The organism is Curvibacter sp. T50 (assembly GCF_057219955.1).
In genome coordinates, this window is record NZ_JBXVVU010000006.1 from 106,665 (window position 1) to 123,955 (window position 17,291).

A 17,291-nucleotide genomic window follows, 5' to 3' on the forward strand; every position below is an offset into this window, starting at 1 on the left:
GGGTCTCCTGGGGAACGGGGTGGGGGCTCAGCGGGCGTCGCGCGCCAGGCGCATCGCCTCGCGCAGCACGGTGATGTCGCCGATGTGGTTGGCGAGCAACAGGATCAGGCGGGCGTTGACCCGCTCGCTCTGCTCGTCGCTGAGGTCGCGGTGCATGTCGATCAGCGCCTCGTAGAAGTCGTCACCGGGCGAGAAATCACGGAAGTAGCGTTTGCCGGCTTCGCGGAAGTTGGGCGTCAGGATCAGCGTTCCGGCGCCGGCCGGGGTGGTCTGGGAGGTGGTCATGGACGGGTCTCCTGTGGGGTTCAGGCGTTGCAGGTGGCGCGGGCCACGGCGGCGCGCACGGCGGCGGCATCAAACGCGCGCCAGCGGGCGGCGACATGCTGGTCCGGGCGCACCAGGTAGGTGGTGCCGGGGCGCGCGTCGTAGCGGCGCGCCACCAGGCCCTGGGTGTCGACCAGCACCGGCAGGTCACGGCCTGCCACCGCCGCGGGGCTGACAAGCAGCGCCTGAACCGGAATCGGGCCGGTCGCGAGGGCCGCCAGCGCGGCCCGCTGGGTGTCGCTGACGCCCGTGGCCGCGTCGACGAACAGCAGGCACTGGAAGCGGTTGCCCAGCTGGTCCAGCAGCCAGCTGTCCCGGCCGTCCACCTGCACCGGGGCGTCGTCCATGGGCGCGCCGGGCACCATGTCGCCGGCGAAGAAGTCGGTGTCCGGTGTGTTCAGCGCGGAGTGGGTCAGGAACGACGGCACCGACAGCCGGCCGGAATTGACCAGCTTGCGCGCAAACGGGTGGTGCCGGGCCAGATCGAGCACCGCGTTGCGGAAGGTGCGGCTGGTGCGGCTCTTGGGGGTGATGAAGTCCGTCGAGCGGGTGGAGTTCATCAGATTTTCGTCGGCGGCGTAGGTGCGGTCGGCGCTGTAGGTGTCCAGCAGCCGCTCGGGTGCCTGGCCCTTCATCACCAGCGCCAGCTTCCACAGCAGGTCGTCGGTGTCCTGAAAGCCCGAGTTGGCGCCGCGCGCGCCAAAGGGCGAGACCTGGTGCGCCGCGTCGCCGACAAACAGGATGCGGCCATGGCGGAAATCCTTCATGCGGCGGCACTGGAAGGTGTAGATGCTGGCCCATTCCAGCTCGAACTCGCGCTCGTCGCCCAGCATGGCCTTGACGCGCGGGATGATCTTTTCCGGCTTCTTCTCCTCTTCCGGGTCGGCATCCCAGCCGAGCTGGAAATCGATGCGCCAGACGTTGTCGCTCTGTTTGTGCAGCAGCACGCTCTGGCCCGGGTGGAACGGCGGGTCAAACCAGAACCAGCGCTCGGCCGGGTAGTCGGCTTTCATGATCACGTCGGCGATCAGGAAGCGGTCCATGAAGATGCGGCCTTCGATGTCCAGCCCGAGCTGGCGGCGGATGGGGCTGCGGGCACCATCGGCCACGATCAGCCAGTCGGCTTCGATGTCGAAGCTGCCGTCCGGTGTCTCCACCGTCAGCCGGGTGAAGCCGTCCTGCGGCTGCACCGAGATCACCTTGTGCTGCCAGCGCACATCGGCGCCGAGCGCCAGCGCGCGGGCGATCATCATCTCTTCCAGGTAGTACTGCTGCAGGTTGATCATGCCGGGGCGCTTGTGGCCAGCCTCCGGCACCAGGTTGAACTGGTAGACCTCGTCTTCTTCGACAAAGGTGCGGCCCACGTTCCAGCTCACGCCTTTGGCGCAGGGCGCCTCGCCCACGCCCAGCCGGTCCAGCACCTCCAGGGCGCGTTTGGCATAGCAGACCGCGCGCGAGCCGACGGAGACGGTCTTGTCGTCGTCGAACAGCAGCACGTCCAGGCCCTGTTGCCGGGCGTCGATGGCGGCGGCCAGGCCCACGGGGCCGGCACCCACCACGATCAGCGCACGGCGCTGCGGCGGGCTGGAACGAAGATCGTCGGGGGATCGGTAGGGATAGGTCGGGCTGACGTAGGCACCCATGGCAGGTCTCCGGAAACAGGTGACGGCGCAGGCTGCGCCAACGGAGCCTGAAATTTACTATAGGTAAACGAATTCACCTAATCGTAATTAACAAAAACCACAAAATACCGGGTAAACCCTGATCTTCAGGGCCCGTTGATCGGGCTCAAACCCCGGTTTCGCGCTGCACGTCGGCCAGGAAATCGCTGCGGGCCAGCGGGTCGGAGCCGCTGGCGGCGCTCATCCAAGGATACAGCTCGCGGAAGGTTTCCAGGATCGACGCCAGCGGCAGGTCGTCGAAGGCGCCGCGCTGGCGCACATATTCCATGTGGCGGTTGCCGGCGCGGTCGAAGGGGTGGTAGATCGAATCGTCCACACCGTCGAAGTCCAGCGGCAGCAGGCCGAATTTCTCGCACAGCGACAGGTTGAAGGCCGGCGTGGCCTTGCGCCAGGCGCCGTCGATCCAGAGGTCGGTGTAGCCATGCCAGGCAAACAGGTCGGTCTTCATGGCCTCGCGCATGCGCTCGGTCGAGAGGTGGTTGCGAACGTCGGCATAGCCCAGCCGCGCGGGAATGCCGGCCGCCCGGCAGACCGCCGCCAGCAGCGTGGCCTTGGGCACACACCAGCCGTAGCCCTGGGCGAGCACCGTGCTGGCGCGCAGGCCGTCGAGCGTGAGCTCGATCCGGTAAGGGTCATATCGAAAGCCGTCGCGCACCGCGAGGTAGAGCGCCACCGCCCGCTCGCGGTCGTTCGCCCCGGTGGCATGGGCTCGGGCAAACGCGACCACCTCCGGATGGTCGGCATCGATGAACGGCGTGGGGGCCAGGCAGGCGGCGGTGGGGTTCATGGCTCAACGGTAGCACGGGGCCACTGCGCGTGATGTCGCCTCTGCAGCGCCGCGGTCGGCAATCAGCCCCGGCCGCGGGCCTGCTCGTACAACGGCAACACACGAGGCACGTTGTCCTGGAGTTTGCGGATGCGGTCGGGCCCGGACGGGTGGGTAGAAAGGAAGGACGGCCCGCCCTCGCCGCCACTGGCGGCAGCCATTTTTTGCCACAGGCTCACACTGGCTTGCGGTGCGTAGGCGCCCCGGGCCGCCATTTCTAGCCCGACCAGGTCCGCCTCGGTCTCGTCCTCCCGGCTGAATTTGAGGGTGAGCAACTGCGTTCCGACATCGGCGGCCACACCGCCCAGGTCCCCCAGACCCAGCAGCTGCGCGCCCAGCCGCAAGCCGATGCCGGTGGCCTGGCTCTTGGCCAGACGTTCGCGGGCATGTTCTCGCAGCGCATGGGCCATTTCGTGCCCCATGATCATCGCGGCTTCATCGTCGGTGAGTTTGAGCTGATCGAGGATGCCGGTGTAGAAGGCAATCTTGCCCCCGGGCATGCACCAGGCATTGATTTTTTTGCTGCCAATCAGGTTCACTTCCCACTGCCACTGGCGGGCCCTGTCGTTCCAGGGCAAGGCAAACGGAATCAGGCGGCGCGCCATGGCCCGCAGCCGCTGCAGTTGGGGATGGTGGTCTGGCGCCAGCGCCCCTTGGGCCCGGGCCTGGGCAATCACCTGGGCATATTGCTGACGTGCCGAGCCTTCGAGCATTTCCGCGGGAACCAGCTTGCGCAAGCCCGAGGCCTCACCCACACTGACCTGGGCCTGGGCGGCTTGGGGCACCAGCACCGCACCCGCCGCCGCGGCGCCGGCAAGCTGGAGGAACGCACGCCGGGGCGCCCAGGGCGAATGCGCGGAAACCGACGGGCTTTGAATCCCGGCGTCAGGGCCTGAAGCCGCAGCCGCAGCGTTCTTGACATCGCAAAGCCAGCACATGATGGGTCAATAATAGCCCGATGTCCGATTCCACGCCTTCCACACCGACTTCGCCAGCGTCGCCTTCCCCCCGCTCCTGGCGTGAGGCGCTGCGCGTCTACCTGGAGCCGGCCAGTCTGCGGATGCTGACCCTCGGTTTTGCCGCCGGCCTGCCCCTGCTGCTGGTGCTGGGCACCCTGAGTTTCCGCTTGCGCGAAGCCGGCATCGACCGCTCGACCATCGGCTATCTCAGCTGGGTGGGGCTGGCTTACGGCTTCAAATGGGTCTGGGCTCCGCTGGTCGACCGGTTGCCGATACCGCTGCTCACCCGGGCACTGGGACGGCGGCGCAGCTGGCTGCTGCTGGCCCAGCTGATGATCGTCCTCGGCCTGGTCGGCATGGCGCTGGCCGATCCGCGCCAGTCCCTGGGCCCCATCGTCTGGTGCGCACTGGCGGTCGCGTTCGGCTCCGCCACACAGGACATTGCATTGGATGCCTACCGTATCGAGTCGGCCGATACCGAGCGCCAGGCCGCCCTGGCTGCAACCTACCAGGGCGGCTACCGCCTGGCGATGATCTGGGCCGGCGCAGGTGTCTTGTGGATTGCCGCGCGGGCAGAAGGCGCCGGGGCCACGGGCTACCAGCAGGCGGCCTGGACGACCGCCTATCTGGTGATGGCCGCGTCGATGGCGGTGGGGGTGGTCACCGTGCTGCTGTCTCGGGAGCCCGCGCCCGCGCCGCTCCCCCCCGCGCGAAACGTCGCCGAATGGCTGCAAGGCGCGCTGGTGGAGCCGTTTGCCGACTTTTTCCGCCGCTATCGCTGGCAGGCGGCGCTGATTCTGGCCTTGATTGCCGTCTACCGCATCAGCGACGTGGTCATGGGCATCATGGCCAATCCGTTCTACGTCGACATGGGTTACACCAAAGACGAGGTGGCCGGCGTCACCAAGGTCTATGGCGTGATCATGACCCTCGCGGGCGCCTTCATTGGCGGTGTGCTGTCACTGCGCCTGGGGGTGATGCGCATCCTGATGCTGGGGGCGCTGCTGAGCGCCCTGACCAATTTGCTGTTCGCCTGGCTCGCCGGGCACGGCCACGATCTGCTGGCCCTGATTGCCGTGGTTTCGGCGGACAACCTGGCCAGCGGCATCGCTTCGGCGGCCTTCATCGCCTATCTGTCGAGCCTGACCAATGTGAGCTATTCGGCCACGCAGTACGCGCTGTTCAGCTCGATGATGCTGCTCCTGCCGAAATTCATCGCCGGTTTCTCGGGCGACTATGTCAACGCCTTCGGCTACGCCCATTTTTTCACCGCCACGGCCCTGCTCGGCTTGCCGGTGTTGCTGCTGGTGGCGCTGGCGGCCAAGGCGGCCACACCAAGCCGAAACTCTTGATGTTTTCGGTCTGTAGCCAGCGTAATCAGGTCTTCTTTTGCTAATTCTTTGATAGCTAGCGGCGGCGACTTCGGCTGTGCCGCTTTTGCGCTTGCGGTCCGCGGGTCGGCGGCCGCCCGTGGACCATCGCCCTTTGCGCAAAAGCCGGCCTGGCCGAATCTGCGGCATGCGTGATCCCACCTGTCCGGGGGATGTCCGATTTGATCGCGTGAGAGAGGATCACTTTCCGGCCCCTGGTGTAGGCACATTGCCACTCCGTGGAAACTTTACCTGGCGCCTCGCGCCTGCTCTGGAGATTCTTCATGTTTCCCAATCCGCGTCTGAAACTTCTGTCGAGCCTGATCCTGCTGAGCGCGCTGGGCGCGTGTGGCGGCGGGGATGATCCGCCTGTTACTGCGCCAGCTCCGGCCCCCGCGCCGGCTCCCGCCCCAGCTCCGGCTCCCGCCCCGGCGCCTGCACCCGCCCCGGCGCCGGCACCGTTGGTCCTCAGCGGCACTGTGGCCATCGACGGGCTGTTGCGCAATGCGGTGGTGTGCCTGGACATCAACAACAACGGCGCCTGCGACGGCAATGAGCCGGCTTCTGCGGCGACCGGCAGCAATGGCGCCTATTCCGTGACCGTTGACACGACCAGAATCAGCGCTGCCGATGTCGGAGCCACGTCGCTGATTTCCGTCATGGGCCAATCCGTGATCGATACCTCCGATAACGGGGCCGCCGCCGAAGGTGCGAAGACCTACGTCTTGCGCCAGGTCAAGGGCAAGGCCGGCCAGATCAATCCGCTGACCACCCTGGTGGCTGTCGGCATGGCGGCGGGGATGGCCGAGTCCGCCGCCCGCGCCAATGTCGCCAACCAGCTCGGCATCGCGGCGGCCAAAATCGACAACTACCAGGACGATCCGGCAACCGACGACAACCTGGTCCGCGACAACGCCCGCACGATGGCGAACGTCGTCGCCAAAGCCCTGGAGGACGGCAGCACGCTGTCGGTCTCCGATCCTTCGGTCGCGACCGCCGCCCAGCCCAACGATTTGACCAGCCTGCGCTTTACCGACCTGGACAATTTCTCCTACCGATACCTGGAAGGTGCCCCCCGCGCCGCCGGTGCGCTGACGGTCACACTCAAGGATGTGCGCGCCGGCAAGGACGGCGGGGTGCCCAACACCCAGCTTTACAACCAGGCGTATCTGAACGCCGGTGGGTGGGTGGTGTGTGACGCGGACATGCCATTCACGTCGGCAGCCGGCTCGCCCAGCCGCTCCAGCTTCTGCGGCAACTCGCTGACCGTCGGTCGCACGGTCGGGGTGGACATCGGCGGGCGCCGCATGGCCGACGTGGTCTCCGAATTGCAGGCCGACACCACACGCAACGTGATCAACAACGGCCTGGCGACCACCAAGCTGCTGCAGACCCTGGCTTTCGCCACGTTCCCGGCCGGCAGCCGCATCAACTATCGCTGGAGCGTGAACCTCAACCAGCCGGTATTCATCAACAACCGCTTCACCGACGGCTTCCCCACCGCGACTGCCACCACCCTGGAAGGGGTGATAGCCGCCCGTCCCGCCAGCGGGGTCAACCTGGCCAACAGCGCGGGCAGCATGAGCCTGGGCATCAGCACCGGAGACCTGCGCAATCTGCGGGTCGCGTTCACGGGCACCCACACCAACCCGGCGACCAGCGGGTCGGTGCAGTTCTACGAGTGTGACCTCAACGCAGCGCAGACCTTGGCATCGAATTGCGCTGCCACACAGACGGGCACCTATACCGTCAGCACGGTGAACGGCGTGCGGCAGATGCGTTTTGCCGGCCACAACCCGACGGTCATGAACCACACCCGTTTGCTGGTGGAAGTGCGCAACACCCCGTCACTGGCGGCAGGTGATCAGGTCTTCACCGCGCGCGAGCTCAAGACCAACCTGAGCTTCGCAACCAGCGAACAGGCGCGCCTGAACGCGACCGCCTGGGAGGCGATGCGCAGACAATTGGGGCTATAAGTTGCCCGCGGGAGGCCGCGCTTCGCGGCCTCCCCTCGGAAGCTCGAACAATCTTGAAGGAGGTCAGTCATGTTTCGCCCCCATACCGTGTTTTTCGCCGTACTCGCAGCCGCCGCGCTGCCAGCACTTGCGCAAACAGCCCAACGCCCGAGCGTCAAGGTCGGCGACAGTGCGACCTATGCCATGCAATTGCTCAGCGATAGGCAGGTTTTCGACAGCACCGTGTTGGTGCGTAGTGTCGATGAACAGCGTATCGTGTCGACGGTGCGACGCTCCGACCGGCCGGGCATCGATGCCGAGCAGGTGCTCACCCGTGACCTGGACATGGTCAAGAGCGGTTCCTCCGGCCGCACTTTCAGTCCGTCCGCAGGAATGCTGCGATTTCCGTTGACCGTCGGCGACCGCTGGAAGGCCGAATCCGATACCACGGGCGCCAGTGGGGATCGCACACGCAATACAGCGGACTGCCAAGTTTTCGGTGTGGAAAAGGTCCCCGTTCCGGCCGGTGAGTTTGATGCCATGCGGGTGGAATGCAAGGGCTGGATCAACGGTGTAAGCTGGACAGGCAGCATGCGGTATGAAACCACCCAGTGGTACGCCCCAGAAGCGGCTCGCACAGTCAAGACGATCTATAAGGACTGGCGGGGCAGCCAGTTATGGACCCATTCGGTGTCGGAGCTGAAGTCGGTCTCGTCAGCGCCCTGAGCGAGACAGCAGCCCCCCCGGACGGCCGACCGGGTTAGCGGGCGGGGTGGTTCGCGCTCTTTTCAGCCTCTTTGCGGCCCAAACCCCGCGCAAAACTGTCGTTCTACGCTTAATTTTGGGAAAGTTCAGGCCGGCCGCGCGATCTTCTGGTCGATGGCGCCGAACAGGCTTTGGCCATCCTTGCCCTTCATTTCGATCCGGATGGTGTCGCCGAACTTCATGAACGGCGTGCTGGGTTGACCGTCGAGGATGGTTTCTATACAGCGCTTTTCAGCGATGCAGCTGTAGCCCTTGGGCCACTGCGGGCGGCCGTCGACCTCGACGCTCTGGTTGCTCACGGTGCCGCTGCCGACGATGGAGCCGGCGCGCACGTTGCGGGTCTTGCAGATATGGGCGATCAGCTGGCCGAAATGGAAGGTCATTTCCGGGCCGGCGTCACACAGACCCACCGTGCGTCCGTTCCAGGTCGACTGCAGCGTCAGGTTGACCCGGCCGTGGTCCCAGGCGTCGCCCAGCTCGTCCAGCGTCACGGCCACCGGGCTGAACGCGGTGGCCGGCTTGCTCTGGAAGAAACCAAAGCCCTTGGCCAGCTCGGCCGGGATCAGGTTGCGCAGGCTGACGTCGTTGACCAGCATCACCAGGCGGATGCCGTCCAGCGCCTGCTCGGGGCTGCTGCCCATGGGCACGTCGGCCGTGACCACCGCGATTTCGGCCTCGAAGTCGATACCGAATTCTTCACTGGGCACGACCACATCGTCGCGCGGACCGATGAAGTCGTCGCTGCCGCCCTGGTACATCAGCGGGTCGGTGTAGAAGCTGGCCGGCACTTCGGAGTTGCGCGCCTTGCGTACCAGCTCCACATGGTTCAGGTAGGCCGAGCCGTCGGCCCACTGGTAGGCCCGTGGCAGGGGCGCCATGCACATCGTCGGGTCGAAGGGGAACGCATGACGCGCCTTGCCGCTGTTGAGGGTCTGGTACAGGTCCTGCAGCTGGGGCGAGAGAAAACTCCAGTCGTCCAGCACCTGCTGCATGCGCATGGCGATGCCGGTCGCATAATGCGCGGTACTCAGGTCGCGGGACACCACAACGAGCTGGCCGTCGCGGGAGCCGTCCTTGTAGGTGGCAAGTTTCATGGTCGCTGGTCTCCGGATGGGTTGGGGCGGGGAATCGGCCACCACCGGCACAACACACCCGGTGACGGATCAATTACGTATTGGTAAACTGATTTACCTAAACGAAACTTCGTGCGAGATTCTAGTGGAAATCAGCCAGGACAGTGCAAGCGGACCCGAAACCTCCGGTGACGAGGGCGGCGACCGGGAGCGGGCCGGTATTCAATCGGTGGAAGTCGGCTTCGGCCTGCTGGACGTGCTCGGGCAGGCTGACGGCGCGCTCATGCTGCGTGACCTGGCCGCCCGCGCGGGCATGAGCGCGGCAAAAGCCCACCGGTATCTGGTCAGCTTCCAGCGACTGGGCCTGGTGGTGCAGGACAGCCGCACCACCCGCTACGACCTCGGACCCGGCGCGTTGCGCCTGGGCCTGGCGGCGCTGTGGCGCGTCGATGCGGTGCGCCTGGCGCGCGAGCGCATGCCCGAACTGATGGAAGCGGTCGGTCATACGGTGGCGCTGGCGGTCTGGGGCAACCACGGCCCGACCATCGTGCACTGGGAAGAAACGCCCAAAACCGAACCGGTCAATCTGCGCCTGGGTGACGTGATGCCTCTGCTGACCTCGGCCACCGGGCGCTGTTTTGCCGCTTTCCTGAACCATGGCAGTGCCGCCGAGCGGCTGGCGCCGATGATCGAAGCCGAGATGGCGCTGGCCCGCCGGCTCGGCCGGCGTGACGTACCCGACAGCCCCGCCGGCGTCCGGGAGATGCTGGCCGAGACCCGTGCGCAGGGACTGGGTCGGGTGGTCAACGTGCTGTTGCCCGGCATCAGCGGGCTGTGCGCGCCGGTGTTCGACGCCAGCGGCCATCTGGCCATGGGGATTCTGACTCTGGGATCGGGTGCCACGTTCGATCCGGGCTGGGACGGTGCGGTGGCACGCCCGCTGCGGGCTGCCGCGCACCGCTTGTCACAGGATCTGGGTCATCCGGATCGATGACGCCTGCTGCGATGGCGCCCCGCGGGACGCTGGTCCTGCTGACCCTGGTGGTACTCGCCGCGCACCTGCTGGTTCTGCAAGGCGAGCCGCCGCGTTACCAGGCCGGCGACAGCCGCGTCGCCCCCGTGCCCCTGCAGACCCGGACACTGGTCCCGCAGCCGCAGCCGCCCGCGACGCGCCCGGACCCGCCCCCGACCCCCGGCCGTGCCAAGGCGTCCCCGGCGAGGCCGCCGGCCATGCCCGCGACCCCGAGCGCGACCCCGGCGGACCCGGTCGGCGCCAACGACACGCCCATCGAGCCACAGGTCGAGTCCTCGGTGGCCTCCGGCACCGACAGCGCCGCGGTGGAGACCCGCAGTTTTGTCGCAGGCCCGATGCTGCCGCCGCCGGCGGCGCTACCGGTGACCGAGTCCGCGCCGCCGGCCCCGCCCCCACCCTCTGCGACCGCCGGGGACCGCTGGCCCGCGCGGGTTGCCGCCCCCCAGCGGCTGGTCTACGAAGTGTCCGGCGAAATCCGTCGCCTCCCCTACACGGCCCGCTCTGAACTGCTGTGGCAACACGACGGCGCGCAATACCGCGCCCGGCTGGAAGTCGGCGCCCTGTTCATGGGCAGCCGGGTGCAGACCAGCGAGGGCCGTCTGGACGACCACGGGCTGTCGCCGCTGCGCTTTGGCGATCGCTCCCGGCAGGAGCAGGCGGCGCATTTCGATGCGGCGTCCGGGCGCATTCGCTTCAGCGCCAACACGCCGGAGGCCGCCCTCAGCCCCGGCGCGCAGGACCGCCTGAGCCTGTTCCTGCAGGTCGGCGCGCTGGCTGCGGCCAATCCGGACCGCTTCGCGCCGGGCAGCACCATCACCGTTCAAACCGCCAGCGCCCGTGACGCCGACCTGTGGGTCTTGCGGGTGGGCGAGCCCGAAACCCTGGACCTGCCGGCCGGGCCGGTGACCGCACTGGCGCTGGTGCGCGAGCCCCGGCGCCCGTATGACATCCGCCTGGAGCTCTGGCTGGCGCCGGCCATGAACTACCTGCCGGTGCGGGTGCGACTGACCCAGGCCAACGGAGACTTTGTCGATCAGCAACTGCGCACCCGCACGGTGCTGGCGCCGGGGTTCTGAGCCGGACCGGCGGGCGACCGGCGCAGCCCCGAAGCGGCAATATCCGGCGTGGCGCTGTGGCAATTTGGGCACATTCGCGCACGCGGGGCTTGAAACGGGCACGATCGTTGCAAAATGGGTTGCACACCCATCACGCTGCGAGAGAGGAACCCCATGAATGTGCTGTACGACTCCGAGTCCTTTTCCGTGACGCACCTGCTGGCCGATACCCATACCGAAACCGGTGTGGCAAACCCGGGCCCCATGCTCGTGCGGCACGGCTTCGAAATTGTGGACAAACGTTCCGGCAAAGAGGTGTATCTGGATGGATCCTGGGCCGAGCTGTTCCAGCAGCAGATCAATGCCTGGCAACAAAGCAGCCCCACCCAGGAAGAAGTGGAAGACACGCTGGAGAGCTATTCCGGCCTGGCCCAGAACCCGGTGGTGGTGCACTGAGCGCAACGACGCCGGGCCACCCGACAAAACGCCCCCTGGTGGGGCGTTTTTCATGTTTTCAGGTCTTTTCCGACAATACCCAGCGTAAAAAGGTCATTGTTAGCTATTATTTCGGGAGTTTTCGGACCAAAAACCCCGTCGGTCCAGCAGCCGGTAGCATGGCTGCACCAGCAGCAACACCGCCACCAGGCGGCAGACCTGCAACGCCGTGACCACCGGAACCCCCAGCTGCAACACTTTGGCGGTGATGGCCATTTCGGTGATGCCGCCGGGTGAGGTGCCCAGAATCAGCGTTGCCGGGTGCAGTCCCGTGGCCCAGGCCAGCGTCACCCCGAACCCCGCGCACAGACCCATCAGCACCAGCGTCCCGGCCGCCACAGCGGCCAGCCAGCGCGGTGCGGTGCGCAGAAATGCCGGGGAAAAGCGCACGCCCAGGCTGACGCCGATCACCAGCTGCGCCGCGTTGGACAAAGCGGTGGGCATCGCCGACCACTCCACTCCCGCCATGGTCAGTCCCATGGCAACCAGCAAGGCGCCCATGAACCAGGGGTTGGCCCGACCGGCCCGCCGCAGCAGCCACCCGCCCGCGCCGGTCGCCGCCGCCAGCGCCAGCAGACCGGTCCCCACCACCGGACGTGGCCCGGACGGCGCCAGCTCGATGGCTTGCAGCCCCCACCAGCCCTTGGCCCACACCATCGCAAACGGAATCACCACCACGACGATCAGCAAGCGCAGGCTGTGCGCCGCCGCGACCAGGTCGGTGCGTGCGCCCACGCGCTCGGCCAGCAAGGTCATCTCCGACGCGCCGCCGATGGCGCCCGCGAAGTAAGTCGTCGCTCGCATCGTTGGCGGCGCAATTTCGGGCATCTGCGACGCGAACCGGCGATACAAGCAGGCGCTGAAACCAAAGCCGATCAGCAGGGACCATAACACCGCCAGGGCGATGGCCCACCACAGGCCGGCCACCAGGGCAGTCATCTGCGGGGTGAAGTACAGCCCCAGGGCGGCGCCGATGACCCATTGTCCGGCGTCTCGCAAAGGGCCGAGACTGGCGGTCGGCGCGCCGGCCACGGTGAGCGCCGCCGTCGCCAGCAAGGGGCCGATCATCCACGGGATCGGGGTGTTCAACCACCCACACAACAGCGCAGCCCCCAAGGCTGCCAGCAGGGTCAGGCCCGCACGAAGCACCAATGACACAGACGAGTCCAATCGGGCAGAAACGGCAACGCAGCGCGGGACGGTCGCAAAGACCTGCGACCCCCGCCGTGCCGGGAATCGCTCTAGTATGCGGCCATGCGCTGTCAAACCGCTGTCGCCGCCACCTTGCTGGCAAGCCTGCTGGCCGCCTGTGCCGGTGGCCGCACGAGCGGGTCCGGGCGCCCGGACCCGACGGTCGCCGACTTGCTGGCGGGTGTGCTGCCCGCCGACGCGCTGCTGCTGGGCGAACAACACGACGCACCCGACCATCCGCGCTGGCAACACGCCGCCGTCGCGGCGCTGGCCGCGCAAGGCCGCCTTGCCGCGCTGGCCCTGGAAATGGCCCCGGCCGGCACGTCCACCGCCGGCCTGGCGCCCGACGCGGACGACCCCGTGGTGCAAGCCGCGCTGCGCTGGGACGCGCGGGCCTGGCCCTGGTCGCGCTACGGCCCCGTGGTCATGACCGCGGTCCGCGCAGGTGTCCCGGTTCTGGGCGCCAACCTGCCGCAGGAGGGCAACCGGAACGCTATGCTGAACATAGCGCTGGATGACCATTTAACGCCGGGTATGTGGCAAAAACAGCAAAAATCCATTCGCGAAGGACATTGTGGGCTGCTGCCCGAAGCTCGCATCGTGCCGATGACCCGAGTCCAGATCGCGCGTGACGCGGCAATGGCCGCCACCGTGCTCAGCGCGCGGCAACCGGGCCGCACGGTGCTGTTGATTGCCGGCAACCAGCATGTGGACCGGACCATGGGGGTGCCCACCCATCTGGGCGCCGCCATCGCGGCGCGCAGCGTGGCCCTGCGGCCGGCGGGCATGGCAGCGCCCGCCGTCGACAAGGTCTGGGCCACGGCTGCGGTGCCCGCCGTCGACCACTGCGCGGCGCTGCGCCGGCAATGGGGCAGCAGCGCGGCATCGCCACGCTGAACGGTTTCAGGCGGCGGACAGGCCGGCCGCGATGCCGACGGCCGCCAGTATCGCGATCCAGGCGGTTTCCGCCAGCAGGAGGGCCACGGGCGCCCAACCCAGACGCAGCAGATCTTCAAAACTGGTCTTGATGCCGGCAGCCGCAATGGCGATCACCAGGAAACTGCGTGATGCCGCGCCCGCCGCGGCCACCAGCTCCGCAGGCACCAGGCTGGTGGTACCCAGCATCATCAGCGCGACAAAGGCCAGCAGGAAACCCGGCACCAGCGGCACGTCGGCGCCGGGTTCGGCAGCATCGGCTGGCGGGCGCAGCACCACTGCGACCAGCATCACCACCGGCATGAGCAATGCCACCCGCAGCAGCTTGACGACCGTGGCGCTGTCGGCGGCTGCGGTGTCGCCGGCGCTCGACAGCATCATGCCCGCCGCCACCACCTGGGCGACGTCATGAATCGTCGCGCCGAAAAAGACGCCCGCCTGCGCCGGACTCCAGCCCGCGATCCGCACCAGCACCGGGTACAGCACCATGGCCACCGTGGACAACAAGGTCACGCCGACCACGGCCAGCAAGGTGAAGCGTTCGTTGTCCCGGGTGCGGGGAAGCACCGATGCCACGGCCAGCGCTGCCGAAGCGCCACAGATGCCGACCGCGCATCCGGAGATCAGGCCTTCGGCCGCCGGGCGCCTGAGTCCGCGGGCCAGCAGCAGACCCAGGCCGACGGTGGTCGCCACGCCCCCGATCACCAGAACGGCAGTGCCCCAGCCCAATGCACCGACCTGGGCCAGGGTGATACGCAGACCCAGCAGCGCCACGCCCGCCCGCAGCAGGGTTCGGCTGGCGAAATCCAGCCCGGGTTTCACCCGCTCATCGCGCGACAGGAAATGCAGGGCCAGCCCGATCAGCAAGGCATACAGCAGTTGCGGGCCGCCTTGATGGTCGGCAATGAACCCCGCCGCCAGTGCCACCACACCGGCCAGCAAGACCCCCGGCGCCCGCGCCCGCGCGGCCTGCAGCCGGGGGGCGACGCCGGGATTCAATCGGCCACCGCCACCGGCCGGCTGGTGCGCACCACTTCCCAGGCGTCCAGCACCCAGTCGCACAGCAACGCGCGGGTTTCGCGCGGGTCGATGATGTCCAGGATGCCGAATTTTTCGGCGGTGCGGAAAGGCGAGGTCATGGCCAGGTAGAAGGCTTCGAGTTCGGCGCGTTTGGCCGCCGGATCGGGCGCGGCGTCGATTTCGGCCTTGTGCGCCGCCATCACACCGCCTTCGATCGGGATCGAACCCCAGCGCGCCGAGGGCCAGGCGACCCGGAAGTTCAGCGCTTCGCCGTACTTGGGCGCGTGCAGCGCACCGGCCATGCCAAAGCAGCGGCGGATCAGCACCGAGGCCCAGGGCGAGCGGCAGGCGTTCAGGGCCTCGCCCACGCGGGTGGCACCCAGCAGCGTGCCGCCCAGTTCGGCCTCCAGCCCGGTCTGGTTGCCCGGCTGGTCGACAAAATTGACCACCGGCAGGCCGAACAGGCTGCACAGCTTGACGTGGCGCTCCATCTTGTAGGCCGCCTGGGTGGTCATGGCGCCGCCCTGCACCTTGGGGTCGTTGGCGATCACACCGACCGGGATCCCGTTCAGCCGCGCCAGCGCGGTGATCACCGAGCCGCCCTGCCAGCGCCCGATCTCGAACACCGAGCCCTGGTCCATGACCGCCGCCAGGATGCGGCGCGGGTCGTAGATCTTGCGCCGGTCGCGCGGAATGGCGTCTTTCAGCCAGTCGTCGGCCCGGTTCGGGTCGTCGGTGGACTTGGCGACCGGCGGCAGGTGAAAGACGCTGCGCGGCAGGTAGCTCAGGAAACGGCGCACCTGGGCCAAGGCATCCGCCTCGTCCTCGGCTTCGTTGTGCACCAGCGCGCTTTTGCGGTGCACCCGGTGGCCGCCCAGGTCGTTCTTGTCGACATCCTGCGCGTAGGCCTGGCGCACCACGTGCGGGCCGGCGGCCATCACCTGCGCCTGCTCGCGCACCATCACCGAAAAGTGCGACGACAGCACCTTCACCGCCCCCTGCCCGGCGCAGGCGCCCAGCGCCACACCAACCACCGGCACCGTCTGCAGCAGTTCGTTGGCGGGCCAGCTCGGGTATTCGGGAATCTTGGTGCCGCCGATCTGCATCAGCAGCTTGACGCTGCCGCCGGCGGAATCGACCAGGCGGATCAGCGGAAAGCGCAGCTGGTGCGCCATGCGTTCGATGTAGATCCACTTGTCGGCAATGGTGGCCTCGGACGAGCCGGCGCGGATGGTGAAGTCGTCCACGTGCAGACCGACCTTGCGGCCCTCGATCAGGCCGGTGCCGGTGATGGCATTGGTGGGATCGAGCCGCTCGAAGGCGCCCTCGCGGCTGTAGTGGCCCTTGCCGGTGATGCGGCCGAACTCACGGAACGTGCCTTCGTCCAGCAGCGCGGCAATGCGTTCGCGCGCATTCAGGCGACCGCTGGCCTTGAACTTGGCCAGGGCTTCGGGGCCGCCCATGGCCAGGCTGTGGGCGCGGCGCTGCGCCAGCTCGGCCAGTTCGGCGGCCCATTCGCCAGCAGGCTCGAAGGTCCGCGGGGCAGGCTGGGGGGGCGTCATTTGGCGGCGGCTCCGAGCGAGCCGACCAGTTGCTGCGTCGATGCCAGTTCCGACTGCAGATAGCGGTGCGAATCCACGTAGCCCTTGAACATCGGCTTGTTGCCCGATTTTTCGACCAGCGCGATCCATTCCGGCGAGGCGGCCACCTTACGCAGCGCGTCTTCCCAGAAGCGGATCTGCTCGGCGTCCACCCCCGCCGGCAGCAACACGCCGTTGTAGCTCACGTAGTCGGCCGCCACGCCCTGCTCGCGCCAGGTTTTCACCCCCGCCAGCGGGCCGGTGCCGTGCTCGGGTGCGGCGCTCGCGATCATGCGCACCTTGCCCGCCTGCACCTGCGGCACCACGGTGGGGCCGGTGGCGGACACCACGTCCACATGGCCGCCCAGCAGCGCGGTCATCGACTCACCGGACGAGCGGAACGGCGCAATGGTGAGTTTGGCCACATCCACTCCGGCCGCCTGCAGCGGCTTGACGATGGCCAGGTGGGTGTTGAGTCCGCGCAGCGGGGCCACGGCAATCTTCAGCGAGGTGGGGTCGCGCTTGAGCGCATCCACCAGGTCTTTGGCGGTCTTGAGCGGTGAATCGGCCCGCACCGCGACCAGGGTGGTTTCTTCCACCAGCATGGCCACGGGCACGTACTCGCGCATGTCGGCCTTCAGGATGCCGGTCACCTGGCCGGCGATGCTGCCGGTGTGAAAGGTGCCCAGCACATGGGCGTTGCCGGGGGCGCGCTGCAGCTGCTGCAGCGCCAGCAGGCCGGCGGCACCCGGCTTGTTGTCGGCCACCACGGTCTGGCCGTTGACGAGCTTGAGGGTCTCCAGCGCGGTCTTGATGCCGCGGGCGTACAGGTCCACCGAGCCACCGGCCGCGACGCCGATGACGTAGTTGATGTTCTGGGTCGGTTTCCAGCCGGCCTGGGCCCAGGCAGCGGGCGGCAAGGCCAGCGCACCGCCCACAAGGGCCAGCGATTGGCGGCGGTTGATAGCAGTGGATTTCATCGGGTTCTCCTGCGGGGGATACGGGTTGGGAAACGGATGGCGACGTG

General features: G+C 67.7%; 16 protein-coding genes. 7 read left to right on the forward strand and 9 right to left on the reverse strand.

Annotated features, from left to right (window positions below; all coding sequences use genetic code 11):
• Window positions 1–27 precede the first annotated feature (27 nt).
• The 4 genes from AC2EBU_RS16155 to AC2EBU_RS16170 form a co-directional block, all read right to left on the reverse strand.
• Window positions 28–285, reverse strand: coding sequence for a DUF2783 domain-containing protein (locus AC2EBU_RS16155; RefSeq protein ID WP_484611474.1), 258 nt, complete (start codon window positions 283–285; stop codon window positions 28–30).
• A 20-nt stretch (window positions 286–305) separates the two neighbouring features.
• Window positions 306–1,967 carry an FAD-dependent oxidoreductase gene (locus tag AC2EBU_RS16160; protein ID WP_484611475.1) on the reverse strand — a complete coding sequence of 554 codons (1,662 nt, stop codon included), beginning with the start codon at window positions 1,965–1,967 and terminating at the stop codon, window positions 306–308.
• Between the two features lie 145 nt (window positions 1,968–2,112).
• Window positions 2,113–2,793 (reverse strand): transglutaminase-like domain-containing protein, encoded by a 681-nt coding sequence (locus AC2EBU_RS16165; protein WP_484611476.1) that lies wholly within the window; start codon window positions 2,791–2,793, stop codon window positions 2,113–2,115.
• A gap of 62 nt (window positions 2,794–2,855) precedes the next feature.
• Window positions 2,856–3,770, reverse strand: a complete 915-nt coding sequence (locus tag AC2EBU_RS16170; RefSeq protein WP_484611477.1) for a M48 family metallopeptidase — start codon at window positions 3,768–3,770, stop codon at window positions 2,856–2,858.
• A 20-nt stretch (window positions 3,771–3,790) separates the two neighbouring features.
• On the opposite strand from AC2EBU_RS16170, the gene AC2EBU_RS16175 reads away from it, so the two are divergent.
• The 3 genes from AC2EBU_RS16175 to AC2EBU_RS16185 all read left to right on the forward strand — a co-directional run bounded on the left by AC2EBU_RS16175 (window position 3,791) and on the right by AC2EBU_RS16185 (window position 7,842).
• Complete coding sequence (locus AC2EBU_RS16175; RefSeq protein ID WP_484611478.1) at window positions 3,791–5,143, forward strand: AmpG family muropeptide MFS transporter; 1,353 nt, start codon at window positions 3,791–3,793, stop codon at window positions 5,141–5,143.
• Between the two features lie 302 nt (window positions 5,144–5,445).
• Window positions 5,446–7,137 carry a hypothetical protein gene (locus tag AC2EBU_RS16180; protein WP_484611479.1) on the forward strand — a complete coding sequence of 564 codons (1,692 nt, stop codon included), beginning with the start codon at window positions 5,446–5,448 and terminating at the stop codon, window positions 7,135–7,137.
• A 69-nt stretch (window positions 7,138–7,206) separates the two neighbouring features.
• Window positions 7,207–7,842 carry a hypothetical protein gene (locus AC2EBU_RS16185; RefSeq protein WP_484611480.1) on the forward strand — a complete coding sequence of 212 codons (636 nt, stop codon included), beginning with the start codon at window positions 7,207–7,209 and terminating at the stop codon, window positions 7,840–7,842.
• A gap of 125 nt (window positions 7,843–7,967) precedes the next feature.
• On the opposite strand, the gene AC2EBU_RS16190 is transcribed toward AC2EBU_RS16185, so the two are convergent.
• Window positions 7,968–8,975: a fumarylacetoacetate hydrolase family protein gene (locus tag AC2EBU_RS16190; RefSeq protein ID WP_484611481.1), complete on the reverse strand. Its 1,008-nt coding sequence runs from the start codon at window positions 8,973–8,975 to the stop codon at window positions 7,968–7,970.
• Between the two features lie 130 nt (window positions 8,976–9,105).
• On the opposite strand from AC2EBU_RS16190, the gene AC2EBU_RS16195 reads away from it, so the two are divergent.
• The 3 genes from AC2EBU_RS16195 to AC2EBU_RS16205 all read left to right on the forward strand — a co-directional run bounded on the left by AC2EBU_RS16195 (window position 9,106) and on the right by AC2EBU_RS16205 (window position 11,498).
• A complete protein-coding gene (locus tag AC2EBU_RS16195; protein WP_484611510.1) occupies window positions 9,106–9,948 on the forward strand; it encodes an IclR family transcriptional regulator in 843 nt (280 codons plus the stop codon).
• Complete coding sequence (locus tag AC2EBU_RS16200) at window positions 9,945–11,063, forward strand: DUF3108 domain-containing protein (RefSeq protein ID WP_484611482.1); 1,119 nt, start codon at window positions 9,945–9,947, stop codon at window positions 11,061–11,063. The genes AC2EBU_RS16195 and AC2EBU_RS16200 overlap by 4 nt, the downstream gene beginning before the upstream one ends.
• Window positions 11,064–11,216: 153 nt before the next feature.
• Window positions 11,217–11,498 carry a BTH_I0359 family protein gene (locus tag AC2EBU_RS16205; RefSeq protein ID WP_484611511.1) on the forward strand — a complete coding sequence of 94 codons (282 nt, stop codon included), beginning with the start codon at window positions 11,217–11,219 and terminating at the stop codon, window positions 11,496–11,498.
• Between the two features lie 99 nt (window positions 11,499–11,597).
• On the opposite strand, the gene AC2EBU_RS16210 is transcribed toward AC2EBU_RS16205, so the two are convergent.
• Window positions 11,598–12,695: an AbrB family transcriptional regulator gene (locus AC2EBU_RS16210; RefSeq protein WP_484611483.1), complete on the reverse strand. Its 1,098-nt coding sequence runs from the start codon at window positions 12,693–12,695 to the stop codon at window positions 11,598–11,600.
• A 96-nt stretch (window positions 12,696–12,791) separates the two neighbouring features.
• On the opposite strand from AC2EBU_RS16210, the gene AC2EBU_RS16215 reads away from it, so the two are divergent.
• Window positions 12,792–13,625, forward strand: a complete 834-nt coding sequence (locus AC2EBU_RS16215; RefSeq protein WP_484611484.1) for a ChaN family lipoprotein — start codon at window positions 12,792–12,794, stop codon at window positions 13,623–13,625.
• 6 nt (window positions 13,626–13,631) lie between these two features.
• Here AC2EBU_RS16215 and AC2EBU_RS16220 read toward each other — a convergent pair whose 3' ends face one another.
• From AC2EBU_RS16220 to AC2EBU_RS16230, 3 genes are read right to left on the reverse strand one after another with little or no spacing between them, the layout of a single operon-like run.
• The gene (locus AC2EBU_RS16220; protein ID WP_484611485.1) at window positions 13,632–14,663 is read right to left on the reverse strand and encodes a YeiH family protein; all 1,032 of its coding nucleotides are present in this window, start codon (window positions 14,661–14,663) and stop codon (window positions 13,632–13,634) included.
• Window positions 14,660–16,246 carry an acyl-CoA carboxylase subunit beta gene (locus AC2EBU_RS16225; protein ID WP_484611486.1) on the reverse strand — a complete coding sequence of 529 codons (1,587 nt, stop codon included), beginning with the start codon at window positions 16,244–16,246 and terminating at the stop codon, window positions 14,660–14,662. The genes AC2EBU_RS16220 and AC2EBU_RS16225 overlap by 4 nt, the downstream gene beginning before the upstream one ends.
• Window positions 16,243–17,244 carry a tripartite tricarboxylate transporter substrate binding protein gene (locus AC2EBU_RS16230; RefSeq protein WP_484611487.1) on the reverse strand — a complete coding sequence of 334 codons (1,002 nt, stop codon included), beginning with the start codon at window positions 17,242–17,244 and terminating at the stop codon, window positions 16,243–16,245. The genes AC2EBU_RS16225 and AC2EBU_RS16230 overlap by 4 nt, the downstream gene beginning before the upstream one ends.
• Between the last annotated feature and the right edge of the window lie 47 nt (window positions 17,245–17,291).